We start from the raw sequence: 14,722 nt of genomic DNA on the forward strand, positions 1-14,722 counted from the left end.
TGACGCTGTGGACGCGCGAGGTTACCGGCTAGGCATCGACTTCGGCACCTCGAACACCGCGGCGATGCTGGCCTGGCCTGACGGCCACGTCCGCCCACTGCTCTTCGACGGGTCGCCGACACTTCCGTCGTCGGTCTATGCCGACCCGCAGGCGGGCCTGCTCGTCGGCCGCGACGCGATGCACGCCGCCCGGGTCAGCCCGGAGCGGTTCGAGCCCAACCCCAAGCGCCGCATCGACGAGCCCGCCGTCCTGCTCGGCGATCACGAGATCGCGACCGTCGACCTGTTCGCGGCCGTGCTCGCCCGGGTCAACGGCGAGGCGCAGCGGGTCGCCGGTGGCCGGATCGGCCAGGTCACCATCACCTGCCCCGCCGCCTGGGCGCACACCCGGCGCGGGGTCCTCCTCGCCGCCGCCGAGCGGGCCGGCCTCGGGACCGTGAGCCTGGTGCCCGAGCCGGTCGCCGCCGCCGAGGTGTTCCGGGCCCTGGAGGGCACCGACAGCCGCCCCGGCTCGGCCTTCGTCGTCTACGACCTGGGCGCCGGCACCTTCGACGCCTCCGTCGTCCGCCACGGCCCGGGCACCTTCGAGGTGCTCGCCGCGGAGGGCCTCAGCACCAGCGGCGGCCTCGACATCGACGCCGCGATCGTCGGGTACCTCGGCGCGAGCCAGTCCTCCCGCGACCCGGCCTCGTGGAACCGGCTCGTCCACCCGACGACCAGCGCCGAACGCCGCGCCAACCGGCTGCTCTGGGACGACGTCCGCGCCGCCAAGGAGATGCTGTCCCGCACCTCCTCGACGATGATCCACATCCCGATGTACGACGAGGACGTCCCCCTCGGCCGCGACCAGTTCGAGCAGCTGGCCCGCCCGATCCTGGCCGCGACGGTCACCGCGACCCGGGCGGCCATCGCCGCGGCCCGGCTCACCCCGGCCGACATCGCCGGCGTGTTCCTCGTCGGCGGCGGCAGCCGGATCCCGCTCGTCGCAACGCTGCTGCACCAGGCTCTCGGCAAGGCGCCGACCGCGGTCGAGCAGCCCGAGATGGTCGTGGCGCAGGGCAGCCTCGGCGCGCCCACCCAGCCCGGCCCCGCCGGGCAGGTGGCGCCTCCGGTCTCGGGTCCGCCCGTGTCGGGTGTGCCGGTGTCGGGCCCGGTCTTCCCGACGTCGGCACCGCCGGCCTCGACGCCGAGGACGGTCTCCGGCTCGGTCTCCATGCCGGTCTCCGGAGTGCCCGCCTCAGGGGCGCCCGGCCCAGGGATTCCCGCGTCGGGAGTGCCGATCTCGGGCGTGCCGATGTCGGCGGCCCCGGTGTCACCCGGGTTCTCCGCGGCGCCGGTCTCCGGTCAGCCGTCGTCGCAGTTCGCCCAGGACGCCGGCTACACCCCGCCGTCCGGTTACGCGACCCCGCCGGCGCCGGCGCCGCAGTCACCCGCCCAGCCGTTCCCGGCCACGCCGCCGGTGAGCTACCCGCCGCAGGCCGCGCACCCCACGCCCGCCCCGTCGTCGCCCGCGTCCCCGCTGCCCCCTGGCCGGGCGTCCGTGCCGCCGGCCACGTACGGCGCCGCACCCGGCCCGCAAGCGACCACGCCGGCAGCGGGCGGGCAGCGCCGCACCGGGGTCCTGGCCGCGGTCGCCGTGGTCCTGCTCCTGGTCGTCGGCCTCGGCATCTACGGGCTGACCAAGCTCGGCGGCGACGACGACGGTGGCAGCGACAACTCCGCGAGCCAGACCCAGGACCCGGACGGCAGCGGCGAGACCACCGGCGACACCGAGACCAGCGAGGCGGCCGTCCAGGTCGACGTCGAGCGGGACGACAGCAACTGGAGCACCACCGCCAAGGAGTACGAGGGCTACGAGGGGAAGCTGGTCGCCTACACGTGCCCGAAGAACGGCAAGGCGGCCGACGTCTGGGGCGACGGGCCGTACACGACCGACTCGTCGGTCTGCACGGCCGCCGTGCACGCGGGGTACATCAACCTCGATACCGGCGGCCGGGTCGTCATCCAGATCCGTAAAGGCTCCGACTCGTACAAGAGCAGCACCCAGTTCGAGATCACGACCAAGAGCTGGGACGCCTACGACTGGGAGTTCACGATCGCCGGCTAGGCCGTCAGCGCAGGGCTCTGATCGCGGTCAGGGTCGTGTGCACGTTGAACTGCGCGCCGTCGTCGCTCTCCCAGCCGCCGTCGCTGCGCTGCGTCTCGTTGAGGCGCTTGCGGGCGGCGGTGAGCAGCCAGTCGTCCGGTGACATGCCGATCCGCCGCAGCGCCGCGAACAGCGACGCGGTGTCCGCCGGGGTCATCTGCGGCACCCGGTCGGCGAGCGCGACCTGGATCTGGGCCGACTCGTAGAACCAGCCGAGGTGGTAGAGCACAGCGCAGCCGAGCCAGCCCGCGACCAGGAACGACGGCCAGCTGCCGTCGGGACGCAGCGACGCCCGGAACGCCTCGGCGGCGCGGGCGACCCGGGTCGCGTGCTGGTCGTCGCCGTTGTTGGGACCGCCGACGACCATCCAGTAGGCGGCGTTGGTGGTCAGGTACAGCTTCGCCTCGTCGTCGCCGGGCTGCGCCCACGGCGGGGCGATCCCGGCCAGGGAGGCGTCCTCTTCCCACATGCCGTCGGGGAGCTGGCTGCGACCGAGCCACGCCAGGGCCCGGCGGGCCGCGGGCCGGTCGATCGCGCCGAGGTCGTCGAGCTCGCTCAGCCGGAAACAGGTCGCGTCGACGGAGGCCACGTCGGCGCCCCACAGCGCCGGCCAGCCGCCGTCGGGCGACTGGCCGATCTCGGCCTTCTCCAGCACGTCTGCCGGTGGAAACTGGCCCGTGCGCAGCCAGGCGAGGCGGGCGCGATCAACGGCGTCGCCGTGTGCGACGACATAGCCGATCGCGGCATCAAGGTCGACCATGGGCCGTACGCTACCGCCCGCCCGCTCCCTCCGTGTGGGTGACTAGTACACCGGCAGTGACGGATCGACGGTCTTCACCCACGAAACCACACCACCCTGCACGTGGACCGCGTCCTTGAAGCCGGCCGCCTTGACGGCTGCCAATGCCTCGGCGGAGCGGACGCCGCTCTTGCAGTACAGGACGATCTGGCGGTCCTGCGGCAGGTCGGCGAGGGCGTTGCCGTTGAGGAACTCGCCCTTGGGCACGAGCCGCGCCCCGGGGACCCGCACGATCTCCCACTCGGCCGGCTCGCGCACGTCGATCAGCTCGATCGGCTTGCCCGAGTCCTGCCAATCCTTGAGCTCGGTCGCGGTGATCGTCGAGCCGAGCGCCGCCGCCTGGGCCTCGTCGGAGACGGCGCCGCAGAAGTCGTCGTAGTCGATCAGGCCGGTGACCGTGGGGTTCTCGCCGCAGATGGCGCAGTTCGGGTCCTTGCGGAGCCGGATCTTGCGGTAGGACATCTCCAGCGCGTCGTAGACCATGAGGCTGCCCAGCAGCGAGTCGCCGACGCCGGTGAGCAGCTTGATCGCCTCGGTGACCTGGATCGCGCCGATCGACGCGCACAGCACGCCGAGGACGCCGCCCTCGGCGCAGGAGGGGACCATGCCGGGCGGCGGGGGCTCCGGGTAGAGGCAGCGGTAGCAGGGGCCGTGCTCGGCCCAGAACACCGACGCCTGACCGTCGAACCGGTAGATCGAGCCCCAGATGTAGGGCTTGCCGAGCAGCACCGCCGCGTCGTTGACCATGTAGCGGGTGGCGAAGTTGTCCGTGCCGTCCACGATCAGGTCATACTGCGCGAAGATCTCCATCACGTTGTCGTTGTCGAGGGCCTCGTTGTGCACCACGACGTTGACATACGGGTTGATCTCGCGGACCGAGTCGCGGGCCGACTCCGCCTTCGGGCGGCCGATGTCCGACTGGCCGTGGATGATCTGGCGCTGCAGGTTGGACTCGTCGACGGTGTCGAACTCGACGATGCCGAGCGTGCCGACGCCGGCCGCGGCCAGATACATCAGCGCCGGCGAACCGAGCCCTCCCGCGCCCACACACAGCACGCGCGCGTTCTTCAGGCGCTTCTGCCCGGCGGTGGCCACATCCGGGATGATCAGGTGCCGGGAGTAGCGGCGGACCTCGTCAATGGAGAGGTCGGCGGCGGGCTCGACCAGTGGAGGCAACGACATGGTTTTCATTCTGCCGCGCCCGACCGGCAAACCCACGTGACCTACGGCACTTTGGCTCCGCTGTACCGCTGACCGTCGACGAACGGCCAGGCATTGGCGACGCAGCCCTTCAGCCCGTAGGTCTGCTGCTGCATCACCGGCGCCGGTTTCCCGGGCCCCGGGCAGGCCTCGTGGCCGTTGCCGAGCTCGTGGCCGACCTCATGGTTGATGACGTAGCTCTGGTAGTCCGCGACCGGCGCGCCGTAGTCCGGCACCCCCGTCAGCCAGCGCGCCAGGTTGATGACGACCTTGCCGGTGATCCGGCACGAGCTGTAGCCGGCGGTGTGCAGGCCGGCCGTCGCGCAGATCTGCTCCGACGTGACCGGCGTGGCAAGGAAGATCGTGAAGTCCGCGGTGCCCTGCCCGGCGACCCGTTGCAGGCGCAGCTGCCCGGTCGCGGTCCAGCCCCGGGGGTCGGCGAACACCTGCTCGACCGCGGTGGCGAACGCGTCGACCTGCTGCCCGCTGCCGTTCTCCACCGCGACCCGGTACTTCTTGACCGCACCTGCCCCACCGGCGACCGGCCCGGCGCTGCCGGCGTAGGCGAACGTCCCGGCGGCGCTGGACGGCCCGGCCTCGGGCGGCTGGCTTGCGGGCAGGCTCGGCGGGTCGAGCATCGGGGCCGGCCCGCGGGTCGCGGCGACCGTCACCGGCGCCTCGTCCGAGCCGGCGAAGAACAGTTGCCGGCCCAGGCCGGCGGCGGCGATCACGAACGCGGCGAGCATCACGCCGATGACCACATGGCGGCGCCGGCGCAGCTGCTCATGCCGGCGACGCTGCTCAGCCCGGACGACCTCACGGGCCTGCCGCGGGTCACTCGGCAGTGGCACCGGCAGCTGCCGGCGGTCGCTGCTCAGCCGGCTCGCCATCGATTGGTCAGCTTGCCATGCGCACCTGCGGCGCGCGCTGCCGCACCCCGTCCCGCACCTGAGTTGCAACCTGCCGGGTGTCGTGCTGGTGCACGGCCTGCAGCTCGTCCAGCAGGCCCAGCACCGCCCGGGCCACGGTGCGTGGCACCTCCATCTGTGCCACGTGACCGACCCCCTCCAGCATCATCAGCCGGCTGTCCGGGACGAGGCGGGCGACCTGGGGCGCGGTGCGGATGTCCACCAGCTTGTCCTGCCGCCCGGCGATCACCAGCGTCGGCGCAGTGATCTTCGTGGCCAACCGCCACATCGAGCCTTCGCCCGGCAGGTACGCCCGCAGGAAGCTGCTCACCAGCCCGCGCAGGCTGCCCACGTACGCCTCGGCGTACCACGGCACCGAGTGCCGCAGGCGCGCCTCCTCGATCGCTTCGAGGCGCCGCTGCTCCGGGTAGCGGCTCGGGTCGGCGTAGCAGGACTCGATCACCATGGCGGCCAGGGCCTCCGGGTCCATCGAGGACATCCGCCGCGCCGCGAGCTTCGCCGCGTTGGGCAGGAGCAGCAGCGGCACGATCGGCCCCTGCAGCGAGCGGCGCGGGTCGAGGAACGGCATCGCCGGCGAGATCAGGGTCAGGCTGCGCACCAGGTCGGGCCGCAGTGCCGCGGCCACGACCGCCGCCGCGCCGCCCATCGAGTTGCCGAACAGGTGCACCGGGCCGCGGTCGCTGTGCTCGACCCACCGGATGATGTGCGCGGCCATCGCGGTCAGCGAGTAGCTGCGGGCCGGGGCGCTGTGCCCGAATCCGGGCAGGTCGATCGCCTGGCCGTCGAGCCGCCCGGAGAGCACACCCGCCAGGTCGGTCCAGTTGGTCGACGAGCCGCCGAGCCCGTGCACGTAGACCGCCGGCTCCGCGCCAGGTGCCGTGGCGGGCGTGTCCCGCACATACGCCTTCAGCCCATCGAGCTCCACCTCGCGCCCCGGCCACCGCTCCGGCAGCTTCTCAGGTGACGGAACGGTGAACTCCGGGACAAGGGAAGCTCTCTTCATGCTTACCAGTGTGCCCCAACGGGCCTACGGCAGCAGGGCCTCCAGGCGCCGGTTGACGGCCGCCAAGGTGGCCCGCACCACAGCCTGGCGTGGATCGCCGGCATTCACCGACGAGCCCGTCAGCTGCTCGACCCACCCGTCGTACAGCAGCAACAGCACCACCACGGCGACCTCGCACCCGCCGAGCTGCACCACCGCGGCGTGCTCGATGTAGCACCGGGCCCGCGCTGTCGCATCCACGTCGACCAGCAGCTGGTCCACGGCGGAGGCGGCGGCGGCCGCGGAGAGCCGCAGGATGTAGCCGTCGACCGCGGGGCCGCTGGCCACGCCGACCGCGGGGTGCCCGTCGGCGATCAGCCGCACCTCCACGACCGCGTCGACGCCCTGCGTGCTGACCTCGACCTGGTCGATGATGACGCGCGGCGACACGATCGAGCTGGACTGCGGCACCAGGGCCGGCGGCGAATCCCGGTTGACCGGGACCGGCGGCTGCGGGCCGAACACCGGGCCGGACGTCGCTGCGGGTGCCTGCCCGGGCAGCTGACCCGTCACCACGCCGGTCAGCGGGCCACCGGGCGGTTTCGGACCGGTTCCGGGCTCGACGGCCGGCGCGATCGAGGACGCCTGTGCCCCCGGTGCCGGCTCGGGGCTGGGGACGAGGCCCGGCCGGAGCTCGTCGAGGCCGGGACGGGAGGCCTCGGCCGGGCGGCGCACGCCGCTCACCGGGCGCCGGCGGCGGGCCTCGCGGCCGTAGCCGGGCAGCGCGCTGTGCGGTGCGTTGCCCCGGGCCGGCGGGCCGGCCGGGCGCTGCGACGGCGGGGTCAGGTCGGTGAGGTTCGGCTCGGCGGCCAGGCCCATCCGCTCGTTGAGCAGCCGCGCCACGGCCCGGCTGACCCGGCCCGGGTCGGCCTCGTCGAGCAGCTCGAGGCGGAGCGTGTGCAGGCCGTCGGCGTTCTTGCGCAGGGTCGCCTCGCGCACCCCGGCGACCCCCTGCACCGCGCGCAGCACCGCCGGGATGTCGAACCCGTCGGGGCGGTCGTCGAGGCTGGGCTCCTCGTCCTCGTCCTCGCGGTCCTCGCGCAGGAACGTCGCGATCCTTGCCAGCTCCGCCCCGCCGGCCGGCCCGGCCTCCGCGACGAGCGGCTCGACCTCCACCTCCGGCACCTGCGGCACGTCGGGGTGCGACGGCACGCGCTGCGGCAGCTCGGGGGCGTTGTAGTCGGCCTCCGTGGCGCCGAACTCCGGGTATGCGGGTGCCGCGAAGGCGGGCTGCGGGTAGGCCGGCTCAGCGTAAGCCGGCTCAGGGTAGGCCGGCTCGGCATACGCGGCTGCCGCCGGCACGTCCTGCGCGTAGGGCGGCTCGGACGCGAATGTCGGCATCGTCGGCTCGGCCGCGGACAGCGGGGTGGCGTTGCCGAGCAGCTCGGTGGGCAGCGGCCCGACGAGCGGGTCGTCCTCCGGCATCCGCTGGGTCGGCAGTTGCGGCACGGCCTGCGGGGCCGCGGCGGCCTGCGCCGGGTCGTGCTGCGGGACGGCGGCCCAGTCGAACTCGGGTCCGGCCGGCTGCTGCTCATAGGGCTGGTAGCCGTTGTCGGGCTGGGCATACGCCCCGTAGCCGTCCTGCGGGCGGTATGCGGTCTGGCCCTGATGCCCGTCCTGCTGCGGCTGGTATCCCTGGTGCCCGTCCTGCTGCGCCTGGTATCCCTGCTGTGGGTATTCCTGCGACGGGTAGGGCTGCGCCTGGTATCCCTGCTGCGGGTACTGCTCCTGCTGCGGGTACTGGCTGTCCTGGGCCGGGTACTGCTCCTGCGCCGGGTACTGGTCCTGGGCGGGGTACTGCTCCTGGGCCGGGTACTGCTCCTGGTAGCCGTCGGCGGGCGCGTCGAGGCGGGCCGCGCCGTTGCCCTGCTCCTGGTAGGCCCCGCTGCGCGGCCGGGTGTCGTAGCCCCAGGCGGAATCGGGGAAGGCGCCATACGGGGGCTGACCGCTGTCGCCGTGCACCCGGACGTTGGGGTCGACGGGCGCGGGCTGGGCACTGAGGCGGTCCAACGCCGAGGGCGGCGGGCCATAGCCGCCGGACGTGGGCTGCACCGCGTCGTCGCGTCCCTGCGCGGAGGCGGCGGCGCCGTAGACCGTGCCGCCGGAGGGCGCCGCGGGCTGGGCGCCGTTGATCAAGCCGCTGACCTGGCCACCGCTGACCTGGCCACCGCTGACCTGGCCGCCGTTGAACTGGCCACCGCTGACCTGGCCGCCGTTGATCGCGCCGCTGTCGTGCGGTGCGAGGGGCCCGGCGCCGAACCCTGCGCCGGTTCCGGCGCTGGTCCCGGTCGCGGGGAAGGACTGGCTGGTCTCGGGCTGGTTGACGGAGCTCGGCCAGCCCTGGCCGTCGGGCCCGTAGTGCCCGTAGTGCAGCGACGTGGTCGGCGGCTGCGCCGGTGGCGGGGCGGAGACCGGCGGGCTCATCGGGGCGAGCATGTCGGAATAGGCGTTGCGGACCTCAGCGCGGCCGCGCGGGCTGCCGTTGACCGATGCGCGCCCGGCGACGGCGCCGGTGGCAGGCTCGCGCCACGCGGAGACGATCGCCTCGAGCGCGTCATCGCTCGGCGTCGAACCGTCGCCGTGGGTGCCGTCCGGTGTCCTCTGCGGATCCGTGTGTCCTCCTCCGCGATATGGGCCTGCCCCGTGCGGGCTTCCGGCTTGCCCCGTTTCGTCCACCGCGCGCTCCTCCGTCGCCCCTAGGTGAGGCTACCGTGTGGGCGGAAAGGGGGTAAGTTGCAATCCCGACCCAAATCCGGATGGTGAACATGACCTCGGCGATGAGCGGCACCCAGTCGGCCGGACGGCCGGTGCGGCTGCCCCGGTCGGCGCGCCGCAAGCAACTGCTCGCCGCGGCGCAGCAGGTTTTCGTGGCGCAGGGTTATCACGCCGCCGCGATGGACGACATCGCCGAGCGGGCGGGCGTCTCCAAGCCGGTGCTCTATCAGCACTTCCCCGGCAAGCTCGAGCTCTATCTGGCGCTGCTCGACACGCACTGTGACGCGATGGTGTCCCGGATGCGTGCCGCGATGGAGGCGACCACGGACAACAAGGAGCGCGTCCGGGGCGCCATCCAGGCGTATTTCGACTTCATCGACCACGAGAGCGAGGCGTTCCGCCTGGTCTTCGAGTCGGACCTGCGCAACGACCCCGCGGTGCGTGAGCGGGTCGACCGGGTCGAGAGCGGCTGCATCGCCGCGATCACCGACACGATCATGGCGGACACCGACCTGAGCCGGGAACGTGCGGAGCTGCTCGCCTCCGGCCTGGTCGGCGCGGCGGAGGTCGCGGCCCGCTTCTGGGTCGCGGGTGGCCGCAAGGTCGCGAAGCCCGAAGCGGAGGCGCTGCTGACCGCGCTGTCGTGGCGCGGCATCGCGAGCTTCCCCCTGCACGGGGAACACGCCTGATCGCGTTAGTCTTCAACCACACTGGGTGTGCGCGCCGAGGCACGGACGCGCCGCAGCCCGATCAAGGAGGAAGACGTGGAGGTCAAGATCGGCGTGCAGTATGCGCCTCGGGAGCTGGTGCTGGAGAGCAACCAGTCATCCGCCGAGGTTGAAGCTGCGGTCACCGACGCGATCGACGGTGGCGATAAGGGTGTGCTGTCTCTCGTCGACGAGAAGGGTCGCCGGGTCATCGTCCCGGTCGGCAAGATCGCCTACGTGGAGATCGCCGAGTCGTCGCCGCGGCCGGTTGGATTCTCTTCCGCGCGTTGACGAAGCGTTGACGGGTAACGATCAGGCCCTGCCCCGTCCGGGTCAGGGCCTGAGTCAGTTGTTGAGTCCGACCGCGCCCATGCGGGTGGTATGTGCCGAGGTGAGGCGTTTGAGCAGCGCCTGGAAGTCGGTGCCGCCGCCGGCGAGCAGCTCGGCGAGCGACGGCCGCTCGGCCGCGACCCGCAGTGCCTGGGAGATGCCCTCGCCGACCAGCCGGCGCGACCACATCGACAGCCGGTTGGCGACCTTCGGGTCGGCGGCGATCGCGGCCCGCAGCTCGTCCGCGGCGAAGTCGGCGTGCCGGGAGTCGTGCAGGACGTCCAGGATCAGGTCCCGGTCCGGCCCGGTGAGCACCGCCGCGACCTCGCGGGTGAAGTCGTCGGCGATGCCGTCGCCGACATAGGCCTTGGCCAGGCCCTCCAGCCAGTCGGCCGGCTCGGTCTGCGTGTGGTAGTCCGACACCGCCTGCACGTAGGGCCGCATGGCCTGCTCGGGGTCGGCCCCCAGCTCGGTCAGGCGGTCGGCGAGGCGGCAGTAGTTGGTGATCTCGCGGCCGGCCATCTCGCTGAGCACCGCCCGGCGGCGCAGGTCGGGTGCGAGCCGCGCGTCGGCCGCCATCCGGTCGAAGGCGACCAGCTCGCCATACGCCAGCATGCCGAGCAGGTCGACCACTGCCGAGGCGGGCGGAGTGAGATCGGACACGACGGCACACTACATCGCCGGATCGCCCGGTGCGGTGTCACATCGCGATGCGGTGCGCGGAATGGCCCGCAAGCCGGTACAATGGCTCCAATAGCCGTGGACGGACCCTAGTCCCGGCGCTGGCGCTTGTAGCCCGCGACCTTGATCATTTCGGTTGCGTGTGGCCCGCGCCCTACCCATTTGAGCGCACCCGGCTTCACCAGGGGCGCTCCCGCGAGAGAGACACCCTGAGCACAACATGACGATCGACAACACTGAGGCCGCCGAAGCAGTGGCCCCGCGCGCACCCGTGCGCCCAGACGCACCCACCTTCGCCGACCTGGGCGCCCGGCCCGAGACCGTGGCCGCCCTCGAAGCCGTCGGCATCATTCACGCGTTCGCCATCCAGGAATACGCCGTGCCGATCGCCCTGCGCGGCACCGACCTCATCGGCCAGGCGCCGACCGGCACCGGCAAGACGCTGGGCTTCGGCGTCCCGCTGCTGGACCGGGTCACCGCCCCCGCCGAGGGCGCCGACGGCCTGCCACAAGCGCTCGTCGTGGTCCCGACCCGCGAGCTGGGCCTGCAGGTGGCCCGCGACATCGCCGCCGCCGGCAAGACCCGTGGCATCCGGGTCCTCCCGCTCTACGGCGGCGTCGCCTACGAGCCGCAGGTCGACGCCCTGCAGAAGGGCGTCGAGATCGTCGTCGGCACCCCGGGCCGGCTGCTGGACATGGCCAAGAGCAAGCACCTGCGCCTGCACGCCGTGCGGGCCCTGGTGCTCGACGAGGCCGACCGCATGCTGGACCTCGGGTTCCTCGACGACGTCGAGCGGATCCTGACCCTGCTGCCGGAGGACCGGCAGACGATGCTGTTCTCCGCGACGATGCCCGACCCGATCGTGACCCTGGCGCGGCGGTTCCTGCGCCACCCGATGACGATCCACGCGCACCACGACGCCAGCACCGGCGCGTCCCCGCTGACCAAGCAGGTCATCTACCGCACGCACCCGATGAACAAGATCGAGATCGTGGCGCGGATCCTGCAGTCGACCGACCGCGGCCTGACCATGATCTTCACGCGGACCAAGCGGGCCGCCGACCGGGTCGCCGAGGACCTCGACTTCCGTGGCTTCGCCGCCGCCGCCGTTCACGGCGACCTCGGTCAGGGTGCCCGGGAGCGGGCCCTGCGGGCGTTCCGGGCCGGCAAGATCGACGTGCTGGTCGCCACCGACGTCGCGGCCCGCGGGCTGGACGTCTCCGGCGTCACGCACGTCATCAACTACGACTGCCCGGAGGACCCGGACACCTACACCCACCGCATCGGCCGGACCGGCCGCGCGGGCGCGACGGGCGTCGCGGTGACGTTCGTCGACTGGGAGGACATGCCCCGCTGGCGGATCATCGACAAGACGCTGGGCATGGAGCTGCCGGAGCCGCCGGAGACCTACCACACCTCCGCGCACCTGCTGACCGACATCGGCATCCCCGAGGGCATCACCGGGTCCCTGCCGACCGCCGACCGCAAGCGGGCCGGCCTCGCCGCCGAGCAGCTCGAGGACATCGAGGGCAAGCCGCGTGGCCGGGGTGGCCGCACTCCGCGGGGTCGCGGCCGCGGTGAGCCGGCACCGTCGCCGGCCGCCGACCCGACCGGCGAGGCACGCCGCCCGCGGCGCCGCCGCCGGCGCGGCGAGGTCGACCCGGCCGAGCTGGCGCCCGCCGATGGCGCGGCCGTCGACGACGGCGGCATCGCCGGTGAGGGCGAGCTGCGCCCGGCCCGCACCCGCAACCGCCGGCGCCGGGTCGAGGGGGCGGACGCCCTGGAGACCGTGGACAGCGGTCCGGTCGTCACGGCCGAGGCCGGCGAGGAGGGCGAGGCCCGCACGGCCCGCGCCCGCACCCGCCGGCGCCGCCGGGGCGGTCGTGGCCGCGGTGGCAGCGACGCCGGCGAGGCCACCGAGGCCCCGGCCGAAGACTAAGGCGTGTTCGGTAGGTGGATGCCGGGCTGCGGCGGACCCAACGCCTCGCCCGGCCCAGCCCAGGCGCTGGACCCACGCCGGTCACACCCGGATACAACACCGGTATCCGGGCGCGCCCGGCGCGGCCCCGGCGACTCGCCCAGCCCGGCGCTGGACCTCGCCTCGCACCGACCCCACCTACCAGAAGCGCCTCAAGTCAGCGCACGTCGACGGTGAATTCAGCGCGGTGGACCTGTCCACCGCGCTGAAACTCGAAGTACAGGCGGTAGCGGCCGACGCTGGGCGCCGACAGCCAGAACTTGACCGCCCCGCCGACCAGCTGGTCCTCCGGGTGGACGTGCAGGTAGCCCAGGTCGCCGTCGCGCAGGACGACCAGGTGGCCGTATGCGCCGAGGTAGCGCTCCAGGTCGGTCACCGGCGTGCCGGACGCCAGGACCCGCAGTGACAGCGGCTGGGTGGCGTTGACCGCGGGCGTGCCCTCCAGGGCCACCGTCATCCCGCTCGTCTCGGCGGTCCTCACCGGCTCCGGCAGCGTGAGCGGCCGGTAGTCCCCGGCGACCGTGGCGTCGACGGCGAGCGTGATCGGCGCCTGCGCGCCCGCCGGGTCGAACGTGACGAAATCCGTGTAGATCCGCCAGATGCCGGGCGACGGGAGCGTCAGCGGCACCGACCAGGTGCCGTCCGGCGCCATCTGCGGGTGCAGGTGCTGGAAGCCGGACAGGTCGTGCCGCGCGACCACCAGGTGCATGAGCTTCTCGTGGTTGAGCACGAAACGGGTGACGGCCTTGCCGTCCGGGCCGAGCACGCGGAACGTGAACTGCTGACCCGTTCCGGCGCCGAACGTCGTGGTCGACGGGGCCAGGGTGAACCCGCCGGCGCTGAGTGACAGCCCGCCGAGGTCGCCCGCGACGGCGCCGCCGTGCGAGTGCGACGGGACGACAGTCGGGGCGGTGGCGGCCGGGGGAGCCGCCGGGTCAGCGGTCGACCTGGCGATCACGAAGCCCAGGAGCAGCGCCAACACGAGTCCACCGGCAACGAGCGGGCCCTTCATGCCCAAGACCGTAGCCGTCGCCTGGTCGTACCACTCCACCGGGGGACTTTTGGTGACTTTTGTCCAAAATGTGGCGTTAGTGAACCGTGGGGTCAATCCGGAACTCATGTTGCGCCGTTCTCGCCGCACTCGTTGCCGGCGTCCTTGCAGTGCCCGGGGCCGGGCACGCGGACCCGGTCACCGACCGGCAGCACCAGCTGGCGACCGCGTGGCAGGAACTCGAAGGTGTCATCGAACGGTTCAACGCCGTCCGGGACGACCTGCGCACCACCGACGCCCAGCTCGAACGGGTGACTGCCCGCACCGGCCCGCTGCAGGCCCGGGTCGACGCCGCGCAGCGCGACACCGACGAGGTCGCCGCCGCGCTCTACCGCAGCGGCGCCGTCACCAGCACCGCGGTGCTCATCAGTGCGCCGTCGCCCGCGTCGTTCATGGACCAGCTGGCCACGCTCGACCACCTGCAGCGCCGCCGCACCGACGCGCTGCGCCGGCTCAAGGCCGACCGGGACACGCTGACGAAGGAGCACGACGAGCTCGACGGGCTGAAGATCCGGCAGCGCACCCAGCAGCAGGAGCTCGGGCAGCGCAAGGCGACGATCGAGGCGCAGATCAAGCGGCTCGGCGGGGACCGGGCGGCGCGCGGCGCCCGGTCCCCCTCCGGTGCGCTGCACGACGGTTACGTGCCGGTCTTCACCGACGACGCCGCGGGTCGCGCGGTGCGCTATGCCTTCTCCCAGCTCGGCAAGGTGTACCGGTGGGGCGCCGACGGGCCCGACACGTTCGACTGCTCCGGGCTGACGATGGCCGCGTGGAAGGCGGCCGGCGTGGTCCTGCCGCACAACGCGGCCAGGCAGAAGAAGACCGTCACCCCGATCAAGCGCGAAGACCTGCGCCCGGGCGATCTCGTCTTCTATTACAAGGACGTCAGTCACGTCGGCATGTACATCGGCGACGGCCGCGTGGTCGAGGCGCCACGGGCCGGCGAACGCATCTCGATGCGGCTGCTCGACTACGCCCCGATCGTGGGGTACGGCCGCCCGGACTACGCCGCTGCATGAGCCCGTGGGGGAGCTGTCGGCACGGCACGTGATGGTCTGAACGCGAATTGCTGATCATCACCGTGCGGACAGGCTACGACGGTCATGTTTGTGTCCTAATGGACGAGGCGCGCCAGTCGGCTTGG

12 protein-coding genes are annotated in these 14,722 nt (G+C 72.9%); 5 read left to right on the top strand and 7 right to left on the bottom strand.

The genetic code is table 11. The annotated features are described in order from the left end of the window. The first annotated feature begins 7 nt into the window (after positions 1–7). A complete protein-coding gene (locus ACFPIJ_RS49015) occupies positions 8–2,107 on the top strand; it encodes an Hsp70 family protein (protein ID WP_380126390.1) in 2,100 nt (699 codons plus the stop codon). Between the two features lie 4 nt (positions 2,108–2,111). Here the strand turns inward: ACFPIJ_RS49015 and ACFPIJ_RS49020 are convergent, their stop codons facing one another. Genes ACFPIJ_RS49020 through ACFPIJ_RS49040 form a run of 5 tightly spaced genes read right to left on the bottom strand, consistent with a single transcriptional unit; the run spans position 2,112 to position 8,792 of the window. Further along, on the bottom strand, positions 2,112–2,906 hold the full coding sequence (locus tag ACFPIJ_RS49020) for a prenyltransferase/squalene oxidase repeat-containing protein (protein ID WP_380126391.1): 795 nt from the start codon (positions 2,904–2,906) through the stop codon (positions 2,112–2,114). A gap of 42 nt (positions 2,907–2,948) precedes the next feature. After that, positions 2,949–4,127 (bottom strand): adenylyltransferase/sulfurtransferase MoeZ, encoded by a 1,179-nt coding sequence (gene moeZ, locus ACFPIJ_RS49025; RefSeq protein ID WP_380126392.1) that lies wholly within the window; start codon positions 4,125–4,127, stop codon positions 2,949–2,951. A gap of 41 nt (positions 4,128–4,168) precedes the next feature. After that, positions 4,169–5,035: a DUF3152 domain-containing protein gene (locus ACFPIJ_RS49030; RefSeq protein WP_380126393.1), complete on the bottom strand. Its 867-nt coding sequence runs from the start codon at positions 5,033–5,035 to the stop codon at positions 4,169–4,171. 7 nt (positions 5,036–5,042) lie between these two features. Then, positions 5,043–6,077, bottom strand: a complete 1,035-nt coding sequence (locus tag ACFPIJ_RS49035; protein WP_380126394.1) for an alpha/beta fold hydrolase — start codon at positions 6,075–6,077, stop codon at positions 5,043–5,045. 24 nt (positions 6,078–6,101) lie between these two features. Beyond that, a complete protein-coding gene (locus tag ACFPIJ_RS49040; RefSeq protein ID WP_380126395.1) occupies positions 6,102–8,792 on the bottom strand; it encodes a hypothetical protein in 2,691 nt (896 codons plus the stop codon). 89 nt (positions 8,793–8,881) lie between these two features. On the opposite strand from ACFPIJ_RS49040, the gene ACFPIJ_RS49045 reads away from it, so the two are divergent. Further along, positions 8,882–9,520 (top strand): TetR/AcrR family transcriptional regulator, encoded by a 639-nt coding sequence (locus ACFPIJ_RS49045; protein WP_203845146.1) that lies wholly within the window; start codon positions 8,882–8,884, stop codon positions 9,518–9,520. 75 nt (positions 9,521–9,595) lie between these two features. Next, a complete protein-coding gene (locus tag ACFPIJ_RS49050) occupies positions 9,596–9,829 on the top strand; it encodes a DUF3107 domain-containing protein (RefSeq protein WP_203845037.1) in 234 nt (77 codons plus the stop codon). A gap of 54 nt (positions 9,830–9,883) precedes the next feature. On the opposite strand, the gene ACFPIJ_RS49055 is transcribed toward ACFPIJ_RS49050, so the two are convergent. Further along, on the bottom strand, positions 9,884–10,531 hold the full coding sequence (locus tag ACFPIJ_RS49055; RefSeq protein ID WP_380126396.1) for a ferritin-like fold-containing protein: 648 nt from the start codon (positions 10,529–10,531) through the stop codon (positions 9,884–9,886). Between the two features lie 238 nt (positions 10,532–10,769). On the opposite strand from ACFPIJ_RS49055, the gene ACFPIJ_RS49060 reads away from it, so the two are divergent. Then, positions 10,770–12,488: a DEAD/DEAH box helicase gene (locus ACFPIJ_RS49060; RefSeq protein ID WP_380126397.1), complete on the top strand. Its 1,719-nt coding sequence runs from the start codon at positions 10,770–10,772 to the stop codon at positions 12,486–12,488. 196 nt (positions 12,489–12,684) lie between these two features. Here the strand turns inward: ACFPIJ_RS49060 and ACFPIJ_RS49065 are convergent, their stop codons facing one another. Then, complete coding sequence (locus ACFPIJ_RS49065) at positions 12,685–13,539, bottom strand: hypothetical protein (protein WP_380126398.1); 855 nt, start codon at positions 13,537–13,539, stop codon at positions 12,685–12,687. Between the two features lie 149 nt (positions 13,540–13,688). Here ACFPIJ_RS49065 and ACFPIJ_RS49070 point away from each other — a divergent pair, with 149 nt between their 5' ends. Further along, a complete protein-coding gene (locus ACFPIJ_RS49070; RefSeq protein ID WP_380126399.1) occupies positions 13,689–14,597 on the top strand; it encodes a C40 family peptidase in 909 nt (302 codons plus the stop codon). Positions 14,598–14,722 lie beyond the last annotated feature (125 nt).

The sequence above is a fragment of the Dactylosporangium cerinum genome (assembly GCF_042653625.1).
GTDB classification, from domain to species: domain Bacteria; phylum Actinomycetota; class Actinomycetes; order Mycobacteriales; family Micromonosporaceae; genus Dactylosporangium; species Dactylosporangium cerinum.

What these genes read in the sequence shown, in the direction of transcription:
- ACFPIJ_RS49020 (WP_380126391.1), bottom strand. Translation starts at nt 2,906, where the DNA reads ATGGTCGACCTTGATGCCGCGATCGGCTATGTCGTCGCACACGGCGAC.
- moeZ (WP_380126392.1), bottom strand. Translation starts at nt 4,127, where the DNA reads ATGTCGTTGCCTCCACTGGTCGAGCCCGCCGCCGACCTCTCCATTGAC.
- ACFPIJ_RS49030 (WP_380126393.1), bottom strand. Translation starts at nt 5,035, where the DNA reads ATGGCGAGCCGGCTGAGCAGCGACCGCCGGCAGCTGCCGGTGCCACTG.
- ACFPIJ_RS49035 (WP_380126394.1), bottom strand. Translation starts at nt 6,077, where the DNA reads ATGAAGAGAGCTTCCCTTGTCCCGGAGTTCACCGTTCCGTCACCTGAG.
- ACFPIJ_RS49045 (WP_203845146.1), top strand. Translation starts at nt 8,882, where the DNA reads ATGACCTCGGCGATGAGCGGCACCCAGTCGGCCGGACGGCCGGTGCGG.
- ACFPIJ_RS49060 (WP_380126397.1), top strand. Translation starts at nt 10,770, where the DNA reads ATGACGATCGACAACACTGAGGCCGCCGAAGCAGTGGCCCCGCGCGCA.
- ACFPIJ_RS49065 (WP_380126398.1), bottom strand. Translation starts at nt 13,539, where the DNA reads ATGAAGGGCCCGCTCGTTGCCGGTGGACTCGTGTTGGCGCTGCTCCTG.